Source organism: Streptomyces sp. NEAU-174 (assembly GCF_052665095.1).
In genome coordinates this window covers 202,823-220,370 of record NZ_JBQTCE010000005.1, presented here as the reverse complement: position 1 = coordinate 220,370, position 17,548 = coordinate 202,823, and the positions used below count along the sequence as shown (strand labels likewise).

Sequence of the window (17,548 nt, the reverse complement as noted above, 5' to 3'; positions counted from 1 at the left end):
GTGCGGATGTCCGTCGAGCAGCCGCTGTGGCAGGCGCTGACCGCCTACCGGGTGCTCACCCTGCTCTACGCGCTCGGCCTGTGCGTCTACTCCTTCGACGACTACGACCATCCGGTCGGCGCCGTCGTCTACATGGCGGTGCTGACGCTGTGGACGGCGCTCACCTTCCGGATGGTCGCCTCGGCCGAGCGCTGCACCCGGCGGTTCCTCGTCGGTGACCTCGGCATCGCGGTGACCGGCATTCTGCTCACCCCGCTCGTGGACAGCCACGACCGGATCGCCGAGGGCACGCCCACGCTGCCGTCCATATGGACGATGGGCGCGGTCCTCGGCTTCGCCATCAAGGGCGGCTGGCGCTGGGGCGCCTCGGCGTCCACCGTGGTCTGCGCCGCCAATGTGATCGAGCGCGGCGGATTCGCCCAGGACACCGTCCACATGCTGTCGTTGGTGTGGGTGGCGAGCGTGGGCATCGGCTACGTGGTCGAGGTGGCCCGCGCCAGTGAGCGCACCCTCGCCCGCGCGCTGCGCATCGAGGCGGCCACCCGGGAGCGGGAGCGGCTGGCCCGTGACATCCACGACAGCGTGCTCCAGGTGCTCGCCATGGTGCAGCGGCGCGGCGCCGCGATCGGCGGCGAGGCGGCCGAACTCGGCCGGATGGCGGGGGAGCAGGAGATCGCGCTGCGCACCCTGGTCTCCACCGGTCTGGTGACCCGGCCGCGTACGGGCGACGGGACGGAGGCCGTAGCCGACCCGGGCGGCCTCCCGGGCGCCCTTCCGGACGCCGACGACCCGCCGGGCCCGCCCCGCCCGCCCGGCCCCGAGCGCTCCGACGACGGCCCCTGCGATCTGCGGGCCCTGCTGGCCCCGCACGCGGGCTCCCGGGTCACCTTCTCCGAGCCGGGCGCCCCGGTGCTCCTCCCGGCGGGCATCGCCGGGGAGTTGGCCGCCGCCGTCGGCGCCTCCCTGGACAACGTGCGGGTCCACGCCGGGGAGGACGCCCACGCCTGGATCCTGCTGGAGGACGAGCCGGACGCGGTGATGGTGACCGTACGGGACGACGGCCCCGGCATTGCCGAGGGGCGGCTTGCGGACGCCGAGGCGGAGGGCCGCCTGGGGGTGGCCCTGTCCATCCGGGGACGGCTGCGCGACCTCGGCGGCACCGCCGAGTGGATCTCGGCGACGGGGCAGGGCACCGAGGTGGAGTTGACGGTTCCGAAGGCGTCGGCGAAAAAGGCGCGACAGAAGGGGGAAGCGGCACGATGACCGCTCAGCACGACGGCCGCCCGGTGACGGTGATGGTGGTCGACGACCATCCGATGTGGCGCGACGCGGTGGCCCGGGACCTGTCCGAGGCCGGGTTCGACGTGGTGGCCACGGCGGGGGACGGACCGCAGGCGGTCCGCCGGGCCAAGGCCGCGGGGCCGGACGTCCTGGTGCTCGACCTCAACCTGCCCGGGCTGCCGGGGGTCGAGGTGTGCAAGGAGGTCCTCGCCGACCGCCCCGAGCTGCGGGTGCTGGTGCTCTCCGCGAGCGGTGAGCACGCGGACGTCCTGGAGGCGGTCAAGTCCGGGGCCACCGGCTATCTGCTGAAGTCGGCCAGCACCGAGGAACTGCTGGACGCGGTGGGCCGCACGGCGGTCGGCGACCCGGTGTTCACCCCCGGCCTCGCGGGCCTGGTGCTCGGTGAGTACCGACGGCTCGCGGGCGAGCCCGCCCCCACCGCCGACCAGCCCGCCGCCCCGCAGCTCACCGAGCGTGAGACGGAGGTGCTGCGGCTGGTGGCCAAGGGGCTTTCGTACAAGCAGATCGCCGAGCGGCTGGTCATCTCGCACCGCACGGTGCAGAACCACGTCCAGAACACCCTCGGCAAGCTCCAGCTGCACAATCGCGTGGAGCTGGTCCGCTACGCCATCGAGCGCGGACTGGACGACGCCTGACCCCGTCCGGCCGGGGCCGGTGACATTGCGTCACCCCCTCGTACGGGTGAAGTTCAAAACCAACTCCCTTGATCCGCGCGGGAATCGTCCGACGCCCCATCCCGTGTGACCTGGATCACCGTTAGCGTGGCTCTCCGTACCGGGCCCAATCACGGGATTCCACGGGAGAAGGGAAGAAACGATGCGGGTCGGAGTGCTGACCGGCGGCGGTGACTGCCCCGGGCTCAACGCGGTCATCCGCGCCGTCGTGCGCAAGGGCGTACAGGAATACGGCTATGACTTCATCGGCTTCCGGGACGGCTGGCGCGGCCCTCTCGAGAACGACACCGTCCCCCTCGACATCCGCGCGGTGCGCGGCATTCTGCCACGCGGCGGCACCATCCTCGGCTCCTCCCGCACCAACCCCCTCAAGAGCGAGGACGGCATCCGCCGGGTCAAGGAGACCCTGGTCAAGCAGGAGGTCGACGCGCTGATCGCGATCGGCGGCGAGGACACCCTCGGTGTCGCCGCCCGGCTCTCCGGCGACTACGGCATCCGCTGTGTCGGCGTCCCCAAGACCATCGACAACGATCTGTCCGCCACCGACTACACCTTCGGCTTCGACACCGCCGTCAACATCGCCACCGAGGCCATCGACCGGCTCCACACCACCGCCGAATCGCATATGCGGGTGCTCGTCGTCGAGGTGATGGGCCGTCATGCCGGGTGGATCGCCCTGCACTCGGGGCTCGCCGGCGGCGCCAACGTCATCCTCCTCCCCGAACAGCGCTTCGACGTCGACCAGGTCTGCGCCTGGGTCGAATCCCGTTTCAAGATCCGCTACGCCCCGATCGTGGTCATCGCCGAGGGCGCGATGCCCCAGGACGGCGACGTCGTCCTCAAGGACGACACGCTGGACTCCTTCGGCCATGTCCGGCTCTCCGGGGTCGGCGAGTGGCTGGCCAAGGAGATCGAGAAGCGCACCGGCAAGGAGGCCCGCACCACCGTCCTCGGCCATGTCCAGCGCGGGGGCACGCCCAGCGCCTTCGACCGCTGGCTCGCCACCCGCTTCGGGCTGCACGCCATCGACGCGGTCCGGGACGAGGACTTCGGAAAGATGGTCGCGCTGCGCGGCACCGACATCATCCGGGTACCGCTTGCCGAGGCGACCGCACGGCTCAAGACGGTCGATCCCTCGCTCTACGCCGAGGCCGAGGTCTTCTTCGGCTGAGGCCGTCTGGGTGCAGTACGGCGATGGGCCGGGCGCGGACGTCGCGCCCGGCCCATCGTCACGCCACCCTGCGGGCCTGTTCTTCAGACCAGTACGGCCGCCAGCAGCTCCGCCACCAGCGCCGCCCCGTCCCGCGAGAGCACCGACTCCGGGTGGAACTGCACCCCGGCGAAGCCCGGCCCGCGCAGCGCGTGCACATCGCCGGTCGCCCGGTCCCGGCTCAGCTCCACGCGGTGCATCGCCAGCTCCGTCTCCGCCGCCTCGTCGCAGCGCGCCGTGAAGGTGTTGTAGAAGCCGACGGTCTCCTCACGCCCGAAGAAGTCGATCCGCTCCTGGGCGCCCTGGAACGGCACGTCCTTGCGCACGATCTCCAGCCCCAGCTCGGCCGCGATCAGCTCGTTCCCCAGGCACACCCCCAGCAGCCCGTGCCGGTGCCCGGCCACCAGCTCGGCGGTCAGCGCCCGCAGGAACCGCATCTTCGGGTCGGCCTTGTCGCCCGGGTCGCCGGGGCCGGGGCCGAGCACCACGGGCCCCTGGTGTGCCAGCGCCGCCTCCCGCACCCCCGGCTCGTCGTATTGCCGCACGGTCACGGTCAGCCCCGAGGTGCGCAGCAGATGCGCGAGCATCGCGGTGAAGGTGTCCTCGGCGTCGATCACCAGGGCATGCCCGGACAACCCCCCGGTCTGGGGCTCCTCGGGAGCCTGCATCCGCAGCCAGAACGGCGCCAGGTCCGCCCGCCGCGCGTCCAGCGCCGCCCGTACCCGCGGATCGTCCGTGAGCCGCGGCCGCGGGCCCTCCTCCTCGGGCCGTACGGGCGCGGGCCGCACGCCCAGCGCGGTCAGCACCCCGGCCGCCTTCGCATGCGTCTCGGCCACTTCGCCGCGCGGATCCGAGTGGCGGACCAGCGTGGCGCCGACGGCCACCTTCAGCGATCCCCCGGCGTCGATGTCGGCGGTGCGGATCAGGATCGGCGAGTCCAGGGTCTGGGCGCCGCCGCCGTCCCGTCCGATCAGCGCGAGCGCCCCCGCGTAGTAGCCGCGGCCGCCGGGCTCGTAGCGCTCGATCACCCGGCACGCGTTCTGCACCGGGGAGCCGGTGACGGTCGCCGCGAACATCGTCTCGCGGAGCACCTCCCGGACGTCGAGCGAGGAGCGGCCGCGCAGCTCGTACTCGGTGTGCGCGAGGTGCGCCATCTCCTTGAGCCGGGGCCCGATCACCGTCCCGCCCATGTCGCCGACGGTGCACATCATCTTCAGCTCCTCGTCCACGACCATGGACAGCTCCTCCACCTCCTTGCGGTCGTGCAGGAACTCCAGCAGCCCCTCGGCGCTTGGCCCGCCCTCGGGGTAGCGGTACGTCCCGCTGATCGGGTTCATCACGACCGTTCCCCCGGACATCCGCACATGGACCTCGGGGCTGGCCCCCACCAGCGTCCGCCCGTCCGCCAGCCGTACGACATAGGTCCAGTAGGCGCCCCGCTCCCCGGCCAGCAGCCGCCGGAAGAGCGCGAGCGCGTCGGTACTCGCGAACCCCGGGATCTCGCCCCGGAAGGTCCTTCGGATGACGAAGTTGGCACCTTCCCCGGTGCCGATCTCGTCCTCGATGACCCGGCTCACGATCTCCGCGTACGCGTCGTCGTCCACGTCGAACGCCCCGTCCTCGACCCGCACCGGATGCCCGGGCAGCGCCTCCAGGGCCTCGGCGAGCGGCAGCTCGTAGCTCTCCTCCGGGCGCAGCACGGCCAGCGGCGTGCCGTCGTCGCGCACCTCGAACCCGCGCTCACGGATCTGCCGGAACGGCACCAGCGCGAGGGCGTCCGCCACCGGGGCGCCGTCCCGCGGGGTCCCGGTGGGCAGCGGGATGTCGGTCAGCCGCGCCACCTCGCCGACCGGGCCGAGCAGCACCTCGACGGTGTCGGGCGCCCGGCCGGGGGTGCGGCGGTGCAGCAGGGCGAAGGGCGGCGCGTCGTCGGAGAGCAGCCGTGCGACGACGTCCTGAGCATGGGGGTTCTGCATGGCGGGTGATTCCTTCCGGACTGAGGAACGACCCGCGGAAACGCCGAAGGCCGCCCCTCGGGCGGCCTTCGCGAGATCTTGGGAGTGCGCGATTCAGCGGGCCGCCGGATGAGCGGTCCACCACCAGGTCATGGTCAGTCGCGCGTGCATGTCCAGGACCTTACCTCAGTTCCAAGGGTTGGCGAGCTGGTCGTTGATCGCGACCCAGAAACGGGTGCCTCTGGGCAGTTTGTCGGCGTTGTTCTCGTTGGCCCAGAAGGACCAGCCGCTCGCGCTGCCCAGATCGGCGCCGTAGCGGCCGTCATGGAACTCGGCCATCCGCCAGCCCGCGTAGAAGACGTCCTCACAGAGCCGGTCGGCGGTGAGACGGCTGGTCAGCCGAGTGCCCGGCGTGGGCAGAGTCGCCCCGACGGTGCCGCGTGCCCAGCCCGCGTTGGCGTCCGGGGTGATCCCCGGCGGCACGGGAGACCCGTCGACCTTGACACACAGCACCGGCAGGGAGGCGGTGGCCGGAGTGTCCCCGACATACGCATGCGTCTGGGCGTCGGAGCCCATATGGACGGTGCCACCGGGCCCGTCCTCCCGGATGACCCAGGTCATCCCGGCATGGTTGGCGGCCGGGCCCGCGTGGGCCGGTGCGGCGGCGAAGGGCACCAGGGTCAGCGACGCCGCCGCCGCGAGGGTGGCGGTGATCCGGCGGAGAGGACTCATGGCGCGGCCCCTCAGTTCCAGGGGTTCGCCGGCTGATCGTTGATCGCGGTCCAGAAGCGGGTGCCGTCCGGGACATAGCCGTACGCCCAGAAGGACCAGCCACCGCTCGCCTCCAGATTGGCGCCGTACCGGCCGTCGTGGAACTCGGCCTCCCGCCAGTCCGCGCCGTAGTACTGCGCACAGATCGCGTCCGCCGCGGCCCGGCTGGTCAGCGACTTGCCCAGCACGGGCGGCGTCGCGGCCACGGTGCCGCGTGCCCAGCCCGCGTAGAAGTCCGGGGTGATCCCACCGGGCACGGCGCTGCTGTTGACTCTCAGGCACAGCATGGGGAGTGTCGCCGTGGCGGCGGTGTCACCGTTGTACGCGTCGGTCGCGGAGTCCGCGCCCACCCTGATCGTGCCGTTGGTCCCCTTCGCGAGCACGGTCCAGGTCATCCCGGACGCGATGGCGGAGGAGTCCGCCTGGGCCGGTGTGGCGTTGAGCGACATCAGTACGAGCGAGGCGGCGGCCGCGAAGGCCGCGGCACCGCGGCGGAGCAACTTCCTCATGGGGCACTCCTTCGGATGGGGACCGGCCGCGAGGGTGGGCCGATCGCCCGAACAGCGTCCGAGGAATGCACGGTTCCATCACGGGGTCTTCACGACATGACCGTAAACGGCCGGAGGATGCCCGAACGCCAGTTCTTGCGCGACGCGTCCCGTGTGTGCTTGGTACGGACCTTGGTCCGTACCCCGGGTGGTTCGGGCTCAAGGCGTGAGGGGCGGTGTCTCACCTTGTGGGCAGCGGGCTGGACGGCCGTGGAGACCCCGTAACCTTGTGCGGGTGACCGTGAACGCTGAAACCCACGCCGGTGGCCACACCTGGCAGTCTCTTCCCGCGGCGCAGCAGCCCGACTGGCCGGACCGAGCGGCTCTGCGCGATGTGATCGCTGAGCTCGAGTCCTATCCGCCGCTCGTCTTCGCGGGCGAGTGCGACGCGCTGCGGCACCGCCTGGGGGCCGTGGCGCGGGGCGAGGCGTTTCTGCTCCAGGGCGGTGACTGCGCCGAGGCATTCGACGGCGTGGGCGCCGACCAGATCCGCAACAAGCTCAAGACGCTCCTCCAGATGGGCGCCGTGCTGACCTACGCCGGGTCCGTCCCGGTGGTGAAGGTGGGCCGGATCGCCGGGCAGTACAGCAAGCCGCGCTCCAAGCCGACCGAGACCCGGGACGGGGTGACCCTGCCCACCTACCGCGGCGACTCCGTCAACGGGTTCGAGTTCACCCCCGAGGCGCGGATCCCGGACCCGCAGCGGCTGAAGCGGATGTACCAGGCGTCGGCCTCGACGCTGAACCTGGTGCGCGCCTTCACCACCGGCGGCTACGCGGACCTGCGGCAGGTGCACGCCTGGAACCAGGACTTCGTGAAGTCCTCGCCCTCGGGTCAGCGCTACGAGGCGCTGGCGCGCGAGATCGACCGGGCGCTGGCCTTCATGAACGCCTGCGGGGTGGACCCGGAGGAGTTCAAGACGGTCGAGTTCTTCTCCTCGCACGAGGCGCTGATCCTGGACTACGAGACGGCGATGACCCGCACCGACTCGCGCACCGGCGAGCTGTACGACGTCTCCGGCCACATGGTCTGGATCGGCGAGCGCACCCGGCAGCTGGACGGGGCGCATATCGAGTTCGCCTCCAAGGTCCGCAACCCGGTGGGCGTGAAGCTGGGCCCGACGACCACGCCGGAAGAGGCGCTGTCGCTGATCGAGCGGATCGACCCGGACCGCGAGCCGGGCCGGCTGACCTTCATTACCCGGATGGGCGCGGACAAGATCCGCGACAAGCTGCCCAACCTGGTGGAGAAGGTGACCGCCTCGGGTGCGCAGGTCGCCTGGGTCTGCGACCCGATGCACGGCAACACCTTCGAGGCGGCGTCCGGGCACAAGACCCGCCGCTTCGACGATGTGCTGGACGAGGTCAAGGGCTTCTTCGAGGTCCACAAGGAGCTCGGCACCCATCCGGGCGGCATCCATGTGGAGCTGACCGGCGACGATGTCACGGAGTGCGTGGGCGGCGGCGACGAGATCTTCGTCGACGATCTGCACCAGCGCTACGAGACGGCGTGCGACCCGCGGCTCAACCGCAGCCAGTCGCTGGACCTGGCGTTCCTGGTGGCGGAGATGTACCGGGACCAGTAGGGGTCGGCCAGAGGGACCGGCCAGTAGAGCCTGGCCAGCAGAGATCATAAAGACGCAGGTGGGGCGCGGATCACATGGATCCGCGCCCGCCGTGCGTTGTGGGGGTCCGGCGCGGCAGGTAAGGTAAGGGTTACCTCACCGATCAAGGCCATCGTCGACGCCCCCGCTGGAGAGTCCGTGTACGTCTGCTCATGCTTCGGGATCACCGAGCAGCAGGTGCGTCAGCACGCGGAATCGGGCGCGTGCACCCCGCGCCAGATCGCCGGTGCCTGCAAGGCGGGCACGGACTGCGGATCGTGCGTGCGGAAGATCCAGGCGCTGCTGGGCCGCGGTGCGTGCCCCCGGCGCGAGGCGCTGGACCCGGTCGTCCTGACCACGGCCGTGACGGCGGCGTCCGCTGCTGCCGCTTCGCTCCCGGAGCCGACGGCCGCCGAGGCGGCCTGACCGGCGGACCGGTGCGGTCGCCGCGAGTACTGCCGCCGCGGGCTCAGTGGCCCTTGCCGCTCCCGGAGTAGTTGTCGCCGTTGTCGCTGGGCTGCTCGATCTGCTGGGCGATGTAGAGGGGCTCACCGAGCTTCTCGATCAGCTCCAGCTGGGTGTCGAGATAGTCGATGTGGAGTTCCTCGTCGGCGAGGATGTACTCGAAGAGATTCGCCGAGGTGATGTCCGCCTTGGACCGCATCAGCTCGATGCCCCGCTTGAGGCGGTCGATCGCCTCGATCTCCACCTGCCGGTCGGCCTGGAACATCTCGGTCAGCGTCTGGCCCACCCGGACATGGAAGAGCCGCTGGTAATTGGGCAGCCCATCCAGAAGAAGGATGCGGTCGGTGAGGATCTCCGCATGCTTCATCTCGTCGAAAGACTCCGACCGGGTGTATTTGGCAAGCCGAGTCCAGCCAAAGTGGTCCTGCATCTTTGAGTGCAGAAAGTACTGATTGATCGCGGTCAGCTCGCCGGTCAGCTGCTCGTTGAGGAACTCGAGGACCTCGGGGTCACCCTGCATCGGAGGGGCTCCTTCCAATCCGATCGGGAACGGCAGGTTCCGCGCATCGTCGCACCGCGCCTGTTGGGGCGTCCAGTAAGTGCACGCTTAGTACGAGTTGTGCCCGTCCTCGATGCCCTGGTCACGACCACCCCCGGCGGTCTGAGACCATGGAGCCCATGGGTCAGTCGGAAAGCCGCGAGGGGGAGCTCGCGAAGCTGCCTCCTGGGCAGCGACTCCAGCGCGGTTGGCCGGTTACGCACTATGGGCCGGTCCCCAAGTTCAAGCCGGACCGATGGGAGTTCCGGGTCTTCGGCGCCACGGCGGACGGCGAAAAACACTGCTGGACGCATGAGGAGTTCTCGGCCCTGCCGTACTCGACGGTCGTGGCCGATCTGCACTGCGTCACCAAATTCAGCATGCTCGACGCCGAATGGGGCGGGGTTTCCTCGCTGGAGATCGTGAAGCTCGCACCGCCGGCGCCCGATGTCACCCATGTGATGGTGTGGGCCGAATACGGGTTCAGCTCGAATCTGCGGCTGTCCGACTTCATGGCGGCGACCACGATTTTCGCCACCCACAAGGACGGCGAGCTGCTCACCGCCGAGCACGGCTTTCCGGTGCGGCTGGTGGTGCCCCATCTGTACGCCTGGAAGGGCCCGAAATGGGTGCGCGGGGTGGAGTACATGACCGCCGACCGCCGCGGCTTCTGGGAGGAGCGCGGCTACCACAACATCGGCGACCCCTGGACGGAGAAGCGCTACTCCTACCAGGAGGAGCCGGGCGACGGCCCGGAGCTCTAGCCGGCCCCGGGCCGCCATGGCCTGGTCAGTGGTGGTCAGTGGTACTGGTGGACCACCGCATGTCCCTTGCCCCGACTGATCATCCACTTGTTGACCGGCGTGGTGACCAGGAACGCCACCACGAACGACAGGGCCAGGCTGAGCCAGAAGAGAACGTCCGACAGCGTCGCGTCCATCGCGCCCGGGAAGACGACGATCGTCGCGTTGTCGGCCAGCTCCATGATCGTGATCGATACGGTGTCGGCCGCCAGCGCCACCCGCAGCGCGTTGCGCATATCGAGCCCCGCCCGCAGCACGCCCCGCATCGTCAGGGAGTAGCCGAAGACGAAGGCGAGCACGATCGCCAGGATCATCGTCGGGACGTTGTGCCAGGCCAGGGCCGTGCCGATGGCCATGCCCACGACCTCGCCGATGGCGCAGCCGGTGAGGCAGTGCAGGGTGGCCTGCGCGGCCATCGACCAGTTGGTCGCGCCCGCGTGCTCCTCGTGGCCATGGTGCTCATGAGGTCCGCTCCGCGTGTGCTCATGCTGTCGCATGTCCGTCGTACCCCCAGCGTTGATCGCGGATTCGTCAACCGCTCTCAACGCTATACCCCCTAGGGGTATTCCTCAATGCACCGGGCGCGTTCTCAGGCCACCCCGGCGCGCAGCTCCTTGAGCCGGGCCACATCCGCCGCATGCCCCTCCGTACCGCCCGGCGTCTCGATCACCAGCGGCACCCCGTCGGTCGCGGGGTGGGCGAACAGCTCGCGGAACGGCTCCGCCCCGATATGCCCGGCGCCGATGTTCGCGTGCCGGTCCTTGTGGGCGCCGACCACGTCCTTGGAGTCATTGGCGTGGATCAGCCTGAGCCGCCCCTCACCGGCGACGGCCACCAGCTCGTCCAGCGTCTGCTTCACACCGCCCGGGGCGGCGAGGTCATGCCCCGCCGCGAACACATGGCAGGTGTCCAGGCAGACCCCGAGCCGGGGATGCCGGTCCAGCGCCTCGAAGTACGGCCCCAGGTCCTCCACCAGCGCGCACAGCGAGGTGCCCTGCCCGGCGGTCGGCTCCAGCAGCAGCCAGGGGTCGTCGTCCCCGGTCAGCTCGTCCAGCAGCGGCAGCACCCGCTCCCGTACCTGCGCGATCGCGGTGGCGCGCGGACGTCCCCCGGTCGCCGAGCCGGTGTGGACGACCACGCCGAGCGCGCCGATCTCCCGGCCGCGACGGAGCGAATGGCGCAGGGACGCGACGGAGCGTTCGGCCGTGGCCTCGGTGTGCGAACCGAAGTTGATCAAGTAGGGGGCGTGGACGTACACCGGTATCGACCGCTCGGCGCAGCCGGCGCGGAACGCCTCGTCCTGGGCGGGCATACCGACCGGGGTGGCCCAGCCGCGCGGATTGGCGACGAAGACCTGGACGGTCTCGGCGCCGATGTCGGCGGCGTGCGCCAGGCCGACGGTGGCCAGGCCGCCGGCCACCCGGATATGACCGCCGATGGGGTTGCGGATGCGATGCGTACTCACGTCATCAAGGGTCCCAGGTGCGAGGGGCCCGCGGTGTCGCCCCTCGGCGGGCTCATGGCTCCCGGGCCGGGGTCCGCTGTCGGTGGGCGCCCGTACTGTGACGTACATGACTCTGCTGAGCTTTGACCGTCGCTGCTCCGAGATCGTCGCGCAGACCCAGCTGCTGCGGGGCGCGATCGAGGGCGCGGATCTGACCCGTCCCGTGCCCACCTGCCCCGGCTGGAACGTCGGGCAGCTGCTGCGTCATCTCGGCGGAACCCATCGGTGGGCCGAGGAGCTGGTGCGCACCCGGGCCACGGAAGCGCTGCCCGATGAGCACTTCCGCGATCTGTCGCCGTACGCGGAGGAGGACGCGGCCGAGCTCGCCCCCTGGCTGGTCGAGGGCGCCCAGCTGCTGGCCGACACGCTGCGCGAGGCGGGGCCCGAGGCGCGGCTGTGGACCCCGGTGCCGGACTTCGGGCAGGTCGCCGGGGGGCGCGCCGACTTCTACGCCCGCCGCTTCACCCATGAGACGGCGGTCCACCGGGCCGACGCGGTCCTGGCCCTCGGCGGTGAGTACACCCTCGACCAGGAGGTGGCCCTGGACGGGTTCGACGAGTGGCTGGCGCTCGGCTCGCTGCCGATGCACTTCGAGGTCCACCCCTGGATGCGCGAGCTGCTCGGCCCCGGCCGCACCCTGCACTTCCACGCGACCGACACCGCGCCGGAGGTGGCGGCGGAGTGGGTGGTCGACCTCACCGGCGACGCGATCACCTGGCGGCGGGCGCATGAGAAGGCCGCGGTCGCGGTGCGCGGGCCGCTCACCGACCTGCTGCTGATCATCTACAAGCGGCGCCCGGCCCGCGGCGCGGGCGTGGAGATCCTGGGCGATGAGAAGCTGCTGGACTTCTGGCTGGAGCGGGTCAGCTTCGGATGAGCGGCCGGGGCGGGTCAGCTTCGGGTGAACGACCTGGGCGGGTGAGCTTCGGATGAGCGGCTGGACGGATGGCGTGGGCCGTCCGGCCGCCGCCATCCGTCCCCGAGCCCTCAGAACACGCCGCCCTTGGTCCTGATCGTGATCGTGCTGCCCTTGGGCGCCTCGTCGCCGCCCTCCACCGACTGGTCCTGCACCTTGTCCCCGGGGAACAGCAGCGCCTTCTCGACGTCCACCTCGAACCCGGCGTCCTCCAGCTCCGCCTTGGCGTCGTCCACGTTCATCCCCGTGACGTCCGGCACCTCGACCATCTGCACGCCCTTGGAGATGGTCAGCGTCACCGTGTCGCCCTTGGCGGCCTCGTCGTCCGTCGACGGGGACTGCTCGGCGACCGAGCCCTTGTCCTCCTCCGAGAACACCTGCCGCTCGGCGATCTTCACCTTGAAGCCCTCGTCCTCCAGCGTGGACCGGGCGTCGTCGACCGCATCGCCCACCACATCCGGGACGTCGACCGGCTGGCCCTTGCTGACCACGATCGACACCGGCGTCTCGGGGCGGCGCACCGAGTCGGGGCCCGGGCTGGTGGAGAGGACCGAGCCCTGGGCCGTCTCACTGCTGAAGCGGCCGGTGACCTTGCCGACCGTGAGCCCCTGGTCCGCGATCTTCCGTTTGGCCTCGGCGAGCGGCATGCCCACCACATTGGGCACCTCGGCCCGCGGGCGGCCCTGGGAGACCCGGATGGTCACGGTGCCGGTGTCGCGGACGCGCTCGCCCGGGCCGGGCTTGGAGCCGATGACCTTCCCCTTGGGGATGACATCGCTGAACTCGTTGACGACCTTCACATCGAGACCCGCGCCGTGCAGCTTCTTCTCGGCCTCCGCCTGGGTCTTCCGCAGCACCGGCGGGACCTCGGTGAACTGGCCGACGCTGATGTACCAGACCCCGATGCCGAGGGCGATCGCCAGCACCACCGCGGCGGCGATCGTCACGATCCCGCGGCGCGGCAACCGGCCCCGGCCGCCGCCGCCTCGGCGGTGCCCCTCCTGCCGGGGCGGTTCCGGCGGCAGCTCCAGACGGCTGGTGTGGTTGAGCTGGTCCTGGTCGTCGACGGCCGCAGCCGGGCGCGGAATCACCGTCGTACGGTTCTCGGACCCGGCCGAGTGGTCCTCCTTGGCCTGCGGCGGCACCGCGTCCAGCTGGTCGTCGGTCAGCGCGGCCCGCACCGCCCGAGCCGTGCTCAGCAGCGCGACGGCGTCGGCGGGGCGCGCCTCGACGGCGCGCGCGGTGGCCGAGGCCACCAGCGCGTCCAGCTCCGGGGCAACCCCGGGCGCGAGGGCGGAGGGCGGCGGGACGTCCTCGTTCAGATGCTGGTAGAGGACCTGCGCCGGGGTGCTGCCGCCGTGCGGCTTGGCGCCGGTCAGCATCTCGTACAGCACCACACCACAGGCGTAGACATCGGCGCGGGTGTCGGCCGTGCCGTGCTCGATCTGCTCGGGCGCGAGATACGAGACGGTGCCGAGGACGCTGCCCGTGGAGGCGCTGGTGTTGGTGTCCACCGCCCGGACCAGGCCGAAGTCGGCGACCTTGACCCGGCCGTCGTCCCCGATCAGCACGTTCTCGGGCTTCATGTCCCGGTGGACGAAACCGGCGCGATGGGCCGCCCCGAGCGCGGCCAGCACCGGCTCCAGGATGTCCAGCGCGGCGCGCGGATGCAGCGCCCCGCGCCCGCGGAGCACATCGCGCAGGGTGCAGCCGGAGACGTACTCCATGGCCAGATAGACATGGCCGCCGTCCGCTCCCTGGTCGTAGACGGCGACCACATTGGCGTGCGCGAGTCTCGCGACGGACTTCGCCTCCCGGATGAAGCGCTCGACGAAGGCGGCGTCCGAGGCGAGGCTCTGATGCATCACCTTCAGCGCGAGCACGCGGTCCAGCCGGGTGTCGACGGCCCGGTAGACCGTCGCCATCCCGCCAACGGCGATCCGCGCGTCGATGCGGTAGCGGCCGTCGAGCTCCTGCCCGACGAGGGGGTCCTGGAGGGTCGTATCCACGGGGGAAGTCTACGAGGCGCCGATATCGGCCAGGACCGGCCGCCCCAGGTGGGGCGCGTACTTGCAGCGGAACGGTGACACCGGCGGGTCAGTTGTGCGACGCGGCGGCGATCGCGGCCAGCTCCTCCAGCGCGGAGGTCCAGGACAGCGTGGCGTACTCGGCGTGCTTGGCCTTGGCGTCGTCGGGGACGGCCAGGGCGCGGATACCGCTCTCCGCGAACCGCAGCCGGGTGCCCGGCCCCTCGGGCGAGAGCGCGAACTCCACGAGCGTGGCTTCGCCGGGGTCCGAGGGGGCGTGATCGGGCTCCAGGGCCAGCCGGAAGCGGAAGAGGGCGTCCGGAACCGCCCGCTCGACCATGCCGTGGAACTCTCCGTGCTCGTCCCAGCGGAACCGGAGCCGCCCGCCGGGGTGCGGATCGATCTCGCAGCCGCCGGGGGCGTACCAGGCGCGGATGTGCTCGGGCGTGGTCAGCACCCGCCACACCCGGTCGATCGGCGCCGGTACGTACACCTCGCGCTCGATCCGGTCGTCCACGGTCACGGTCACGGCGACCACCTCCGGCTGTGGGCTGCTCCCTCCCTCCACGGTAGGGCCCCACGGGGGCCCGGACATGGGCGGCCGAGGGCCACGGTTCGGGCAGCGCCCCGAAGGGGCGCGGGGCTGTGTCGATGTGCGGCTCCGCCGCGCGGGGGCGCGACCAGCCACGACGGCGCCGCGGTCGGCCGGCGACGCATCGTGACACTTCCAGCGGAGCGCTCAGCCGAAGGCCGGGCGCTCGGGATCCAGGGCGGCCAAGCCCTCGGCCGGGCTCGACGCCTCGGCGAAGTGGCGGCGCGGGATCCGGCCCGCCCGATGGGCCAGCCGGCCCGCCTCGACCGCGTACCGCATCGCCCCCGCCATCAGCTCCGGCTCCTGGGCCCGGGTGACGGCCGAGGCCAGCATCACCGCCGCGCACCCCAGCTCCATGGCCAGCGCGGCGTCCGACGCCGTGCCCGCGCCCGCGTCCAGGATCACCGGCACGGTGGCGCGCTCGGTGATCAGCTGGAAGTTGTGCGGATTGCGGATGCCGAGCCCGGAGCCGATCGGGGAGCCGAGCGGCATGATCGCGGCGCAGCCGACGTCCTCCAGCTTCCGGGCCAGGATCGGATCGTCGTTGGTGTACGGCAGGACCGTGAACCCGTCGTCCACCAGGGTCTCGGCGGCGTCCAGCAGCTCGATCGGATCGGGGAGCAGGGTGCGCTCATCGGCGACCACCTCCAGCTTCACCCAGTCCGTGCCCAGCGCCTCCCGGGCGAGGCGGGCGGTGAGCACGGCCTCACCGGCGGTGAAACACCCGGCGGTGTTGGGCAGCGGGCGGATCCCGTGCCGGTTGAGCACGGAGAGCACGGACCCCTGCACCGTCGGGTCGAGCCGCCGCATCGCGACGGTCGTCAGCTCGGTGCCCGAGGCCAGCAGCGAGCGCTCCAGGATCTCCAGGCTGGGCGCGCCGCCAGTGCCCATGATCAGCCGGGAGCCGAAGTCGGTCCCGGCGATGGTGAGCGGATCCGACGCGGTGAGCGAGGCGCGGTCGGCGGCGCCGTGGGCCGTCGTGGCGTCGGGGGTGGCAGTGACGGCTGTGGTGGCCGTGGTGGTCGTCGTGGTGGTCGTAGTGGGAGCCATAGGTGGGATCAGCCTCCTTGGACCGCGGTGAGGACCTCGACGCGATCACCGTCGCCGAGCGAGGTCGCGGACCACTGGGTGCGCGGGACAACCGTCTCGTTGACGGCGGCGGCGACACCCGAGGGCGCCTGGGTGAGGGTCGCGACGAGCCGGTCGAGCGTGGTGCCCTCGGGCACCTCGCGAGGCTCGCCGTTGACGGAGACGGTCATGTGTGCTGCTCCTGTGCTGGGGAGTGCGCGGCGCCGGGGGCGCCGGGAGAGGACGCCGCCGGGGGAGCCGCGAAGCGCCGCGGGCTGAACGGCCGGGCCTCCGGGGGGAGTTCTCCGCTGGTGAGGGCCTCGGCCATGACATCGCCGGTGATCGGGGTGAGGAGCACACCGTTGCGGAAGTGGCCGGTGGCCAGCAACAGCCCGGGCAGCGCGGTCGGGCCGAGCATCGGGGCGTTGTCGGGGGAGCCGGGGCGCAGTCCGGCGGACGTCTCCACCAGCGGCAGTTCGGTGATGCCGGGCACCACCTCATGGGCGTCCCGCAGCAGTTCGTACACCCCGCCCGCGGTGACCGTGGTGTCCCAGCCCAGCTCCTCGCTGGTCGCGCCGATGACCAGCTCGCCGTTCTCGCGCGGCACCAGGTAGACCGGCCCGCCGCGCACCACGGCCCGTACGGTCCGGGAGAGGAACGGCGCGTACCGCTCGGGCACCGACAGCCGCACCACCTGCCCCTTGACGGGCCGTACGGGCGGCAGGACGTCCTCAGGAACGCCCGCGAGCCGTCCGCTGAGGCTGCCCGCGGCCAGTACGGTCCGCTCGGCGGCCAGGCGCGTACCCCCAGTGAGCTCGACCCCGGTGGCGCGGTCGCCGTCCAGCAGCAGCCGCTCCGCGCGGTGGCGGTGGAAGGCGACCCCGGCCCGCTCGCACGCGGTGAGCAGGGCCGCCGTCAGCCGCCGCGGATCCACCTGGTGGTCACCGGCGACACGCAGCCCGCCGTGTACGCCCGGCGAGAGCATCGGTTCCAGACGGCGGCATTCACGCCCCGTCAGCCACTCGGACTCCAGCCCGAGCCCCTGCTGGAAGGTGTGGAGTTCGCGCAGATGGGCGCGGTCGTCGGCGTCGAACGCGACGGCGAGCGTGCCGCTCACCCGGTGGCCCACGTCATGGCCGCCGGCCTCCTCCAGCTCCGCCACGAAGTCCGGATAGCGGCGCGCGGAGGCCATGTTGAGGCCGAGCAGGGTCTGCTCGCCGTAGTGCAGCTCGGTGACGGCCGCCAGCATCCCGGCCGCGACCCAGGCGGCTCCGCCGCCGGGCGCCGGGTCGACGAGCGCGGTACGCAGCCCGCGCTGAGCCGCCCGCCAGGCGGTGACCAGCCCGATGATGCCGCCCCCGATGACGAGGGCGTCGTAACGTCCGCCGGTTGGCGGCCCGCCCGAGGTATGAGGTCCGTCGTCGAGACCTGGTGCGTGCGTGGACACGCTGCCCCTCCCTTCGCCGGCATGACCCGGATCAGGTTCGTACGGTCGGAGGCCGTTCCAGCCTCCCTCTCAGCCCGGTCCGCCCGGGCTCCCGCGAGTGCTCTGCCCCGCCACCCTAGTACGCG

Annotated in this window: 18 protein-coding genes and 1 riboswitch; of the genes, 7 read left to right on the top strand and 11 right to left on the bottom strand. The window is 71.7% G+C overall.

Translation table 11 applies throughout. The features are described 5' to 3' along the window. The first annotated feature begins 6 nt into the window (after positions 1–6). The 3 genes from macS to ACT2CW_RS16650 all read left to right on the top strand — a co-directional run bounded on the left by macS (position 7) and on the right by ACT2CW_RS16650 (position 3,147). Positions 7–1,263, top strand: a complete 1,257-nt coding sequence (macS, locus tag ACT2CW_RS16660; protein ID WP_445517367.1) for a MacS family sensor histidine kinase — start codon at positions 7–9, stop codon at positions 1,261–1,263. Continuing rightward, entirely contained in the window at positions 1,260–1,937 is a 678-nt protein-coding gene (locus ACT2CW_RS16655) for a response regulator (protein WP_414083854.1), read from the top strand. The genes macS and ACT2CW_RS16655 overlap by 4 nt, the downstream gene beginning before the upstream one ends. A 181-nt stretch (positions 1,938–2,118) precedes the next feature. Then, positions 2,119–3,147, top strand: a complete 1,029-nt coding sequence (locus ACT2CW_RS16650; RefSeq protein ID WP_164431947.1) for a 6-phosphofructokinase — start codon at positions 2,119–2,121, stop codon at positions 3,145–3,147. A gap of 83 nt (positions 3,148–3,230) precedes the next feature. Here ACT2CW_RS16650 and ACT2CW_RS16645 read toward each other — a convergent pair whose 3' ends face one another. The 3 genes from ACT2CW_RS16645 to ACT2CW_RS16635 all read right to left on the bottom strand — a co-directional run bounded on the left by ACT2CW_RS16645 (position 3,231) and on the right by ACT2CW_RS16635 (position 6,421). After that, positions 3,231–5,162: an anthranilate synthase family protein gene (locus ACT2CW_RS16645; RefSeq protein ID WP_445517125.1), complete on the bottom strand. Its 1,932-nt coding sequence runs from the start codon at positions 5,160–5,162 to the stop codon at positions 3,231–3,233. A gap of 165 nt (positions 5,163–5,327) precedes the next feature. Next, positions 5,328–5,873: a hypothetical protein gene (locus ACT2CW_RS16640; protein ID WP_445517124.1), complete on the bottom strand. Its 546-nt coding sequence runs from the start codon at positions 5,871–5,873 to the stop codon at positions 5,328–5,330. An 11-nt stretch (positions 5,874–5,884) separates the two neighbouring features. After that, the gene (locus ACT2CW_RS16635) at positions 5,885–6,421 is read right to left on the bottom strand and encodes a hypothetical protein (protein WP_445517123.1); all 537 of its coding nucleotides are present in this window, start codon (positions 6,419–6,421) and stop codon (positions 5,885–5,887) included. A gap of 274 nt (positions 6,422–6,695) precedes the next feature. Here ACT2CW_RS16635 and ACT2CW_RS16630 point away from each other — a divergent pair, with 274 nt between their 5' ends. Together ACT2CW_RS16630 and ACT2CW_RS16625 are read left to right on the top strand one after the other, a co-directional pair. Next, a complete protein-coding gene (locus tag ACT2CW_RS16630) occupies positions 6,696–8,045 on the top strand; it encodes a class II 3-deoxy-7-phosphoheptulonate synthase (protein WP_086880966.1) in 1,350 nt (449 codons plus the stop codon). 177 nt (positions 8,046–8,222) lie between these two features. Next, on the top strand, positions 8,223–8,489 hold the full coding sequence (locus ACT2CW_RS16625) for a (2Fe-2S)-binding protein (RefSeq protein WP_445517122.1): 267 nt from the start codon (positions 8,223–8,225) through the stop codon (positions 8,487–8,489). A gap of 43 nt (positions 8,490–8,532) precedes the next feature. On the opposite strand, the gene bfr is transcribed toward ACT2CW_RS16625, so the two are convergent. Further along, the gene (gene bfr / locus ACT2CW_RS16620; RefSeq protein ID WP_138911075.1) at positions 8,533–9,048 is read right to left on the bottom strand and encodes a bacterioferritin; all 516 of its coding nucleotides are present in this window, start codon (positions 9,046–9,048) and stop codon (positions 8,533–8,535) included. A 158-nt stretch (positions 9,049–9,206) separates the two neighbouring features. On the opposite strand from bfr, the gene ACT2CW_RS16615 reads away from it, so the two are divergent. After that, on the top strand, positions 9,207–9,830 hold the full coding sequence (locus ACT2CW_RS16615; protein WP_445517121.1) for a sulfite oxidase-like oxidoreductase: 624 nt from the start codon (positions 9,207–9,209) through the stop codon (positions 9,828–9,830). A gap of 35 nt (positions 9,831–9,865) precedes the next feature. On the opposite strand, the gene ACT2CW_RS16610 is transcribed toward ACT2CW_RS16615, so the two are convergent. Together ACT2CW_RS16610 and ACT2CW_RS16605 are read right to left on the bottom strand one after the other, a co-directional pair. Beyond that, complete coding sequence (locus ACT2CW_RS16610; protein WP_445517120.1) at positions 9,866–10,366, bottom strand: DUF4396 domain-containing protein; 501 nt, start codon at positions 10,364–10,366, stop codon at positions 9,866–9,868. Positions 10,367–10,458: 92 nt separating this feature from the next. After that, a complete protein-coding gene (locus ACT2CW_RS16605) occupies positions 10,459–11,334 on the bottom strand; it encodes a deoxyribonuclease IV (protein ID WP_445517119.1) in 876 nt (291 codons plus the stop codon). A 106-nt stretch (positions 11,335–11,440) separates the two neighbouring features. On the opposite strand from ACT2CW_RS16605, the gene ACT2CW_RS16600 reads away from it, so the two are divergent. Then, positions 11,441–12,250 carry a maleylpyruvate isomerase family mycothiol-dependent enzyme gene (locus ACT2CW_RS16600; protein WP_445517118.1) on the top strand — a complete coding sequence of 270 codons (810 nt, stop codon included), beginning with the start codon at positions 11,441–11,443 and terminating at the stop codon, positions 12,248–12,250. A gap of 110 nt (positions 12,251–12,360) precedes the next feature. Here ACT2CW_RS16600 and pknB read toward each other — a convergent pair whose 3' ends face one another. The 5 genes from pknB to thiO form a co-directional block, all read right to left on the bottom strand. Further along, positions 12,361–14,298, bottom strand: a complete 1,938-nt coding sequence (gene pknB / locus ACT2CW_RS16595) for a Stk1 family PASTA domain-containing Ser/Thr kinase (RefSeq protein ID WP_445517117.1) — start codon at positions 14,296–14,298, stop codon at positions 12,361–12,363. Positions 14,299–14,386: 88 nt separating this feature from the next. Then, a complete protein-coding gene (locus ACT2CW_RS16590) occupies positions 14,387–14,845 on the bottom strand; it encodes an SRPBCC domain-containing protein (RefSeq protein ID WP_086880965.1) in 459 nt (152 codons plus the stop codon). 210 nt (positions 14,846–15,055) lie between these two features. Next, positions 15,056–15,958 carry a thiazole synthase gene (locus ACT2CW_RS16585; RefSeq protein ID WP_445517116.1) on the bottom strand — a complete coding sequence of 301 codons (903 nt, stop codon included), beginning with the start codon at positions 15,956–15,958 and terminating at the stop codon, positions 15,056–15,058. Positions 15,959–15,966: 8 nt separating this feature from the next. Further along, entirely contained in the window at positions 15,967–16,167 is a 201-nt protein-coding gene (gene thiS, locus ACT2CW_RS16580; RefSeq protein ID WP_020872049.1) for a sulfur carrier protein ThiS, read from the bottom strand. Next, positions 16,164–17,339 (bottom strand): glycine oxidase ThiO, encoded by a 1,176-nt coding sequence (thiO, locus tag ACT2CW_RS16575; protein WP_445517366.1) that lies wholly within the window; start codon positions 17,337–17,339, stop codon positions 16,164–16,166. The genes thiS and thiO overlap by 4 nt, the downstream gene beginning before the upstream one ends. Positions 17,340–17,414: 75 nt before the next feature. Next, positions 17,415–17,528, bottom strand: a riboswitch (TPP riboswitch). Between the last annotated feature and the right edge of the window lie 20 nt (positions 17,529–17,548).

Bases quoted from the DNA above. Each gene is read 5' to 3' on its own strand.
- macS (WP_445517367.1), top strand. From the start codon at position 7: ATGTCCGTCGAGCAGCCGCTGTGGCAGGCGCTGACCGCCTACCGGGTG.
- ACT2CW_RS16600 (WP_445517118.1), top strand. From the start codon at position 11,441: ATGACTCTGCTGAGCTTTGACCGTCGCTGCTCCGAGATCGTCGCGCAG.
- ACT2CW_RS16650 (WP_164431947.1), top strand. From the start codon at position 2,119: ATGCGGGTCGGAGTGCTGACCGGCGGCGGTGACTGCCCCGGGCTCAAC.
- ACT2CW_RS16645 (WP_445517125.1), bottom strand. From the start codon at position 5,162: ATGCAGAACCCCCATGCTCAGGACGTCGTCGCACGGCTGCTCTCCGAC.
- ACT2CW_RS16615 (WP_445517121.1), top strand. From the start codon at position 9,207: ATGGGTCAGTCGGAAAGCCGCGAGGGGGAGCTCGCGAAGCTGCCTCCT.
- ACT2CW_RS16655 (WP_414083854.1), top strand. From the start codon at position 1,260: ATGACCGCTCAGCACGACGGCCGCCCGGTGACGGTGATGGTGGTCGAC.
- ACT2CW_RS16640 (WP_445517124.1), bottom strand. From the start codon at position 5,873: ATGAGTCCTCTCCGCCGGATCACCGCCACCCTCGCGGCGGCGGCGTCG.
- ACT2CW_RS16635 (WP_445517123.1), bottom strand. From the start codon at position 6,421: ATGAGGAAGTTGCTCCGCCGCGGTGCCGCGGCCTTCGCGGCCGCCGCC.
- ACT2CW_RS16610 (WP_445517120.1), bottom strand. From the start codon at position 10,366: ATGCGACAGCATGAGCACACGCGGAGCGGACCTCATGAGCACCATGGC.
- bfr (WP_138911075.1), bottom strand. From the start codon at position 9,048: ATGCAGGGTGACCCCGAGGTCCTCGAGTTCCTCAACGAGCAGCTGACC.
- ACT2CW_RS16585 (WP_445517116.1), bottom strand. From the start codon at position 15,958: ATGGCTCCCACTACGACCACCACGACGACCACCACGGCCACCACAGCC.
- thiS (WP_020872049.1), bottom strand. From the start codon at position 16,167: ATGACCGTCTCCGTCAACGGCGAGCCTCGCGAGGTGCCCGAGGGCACC.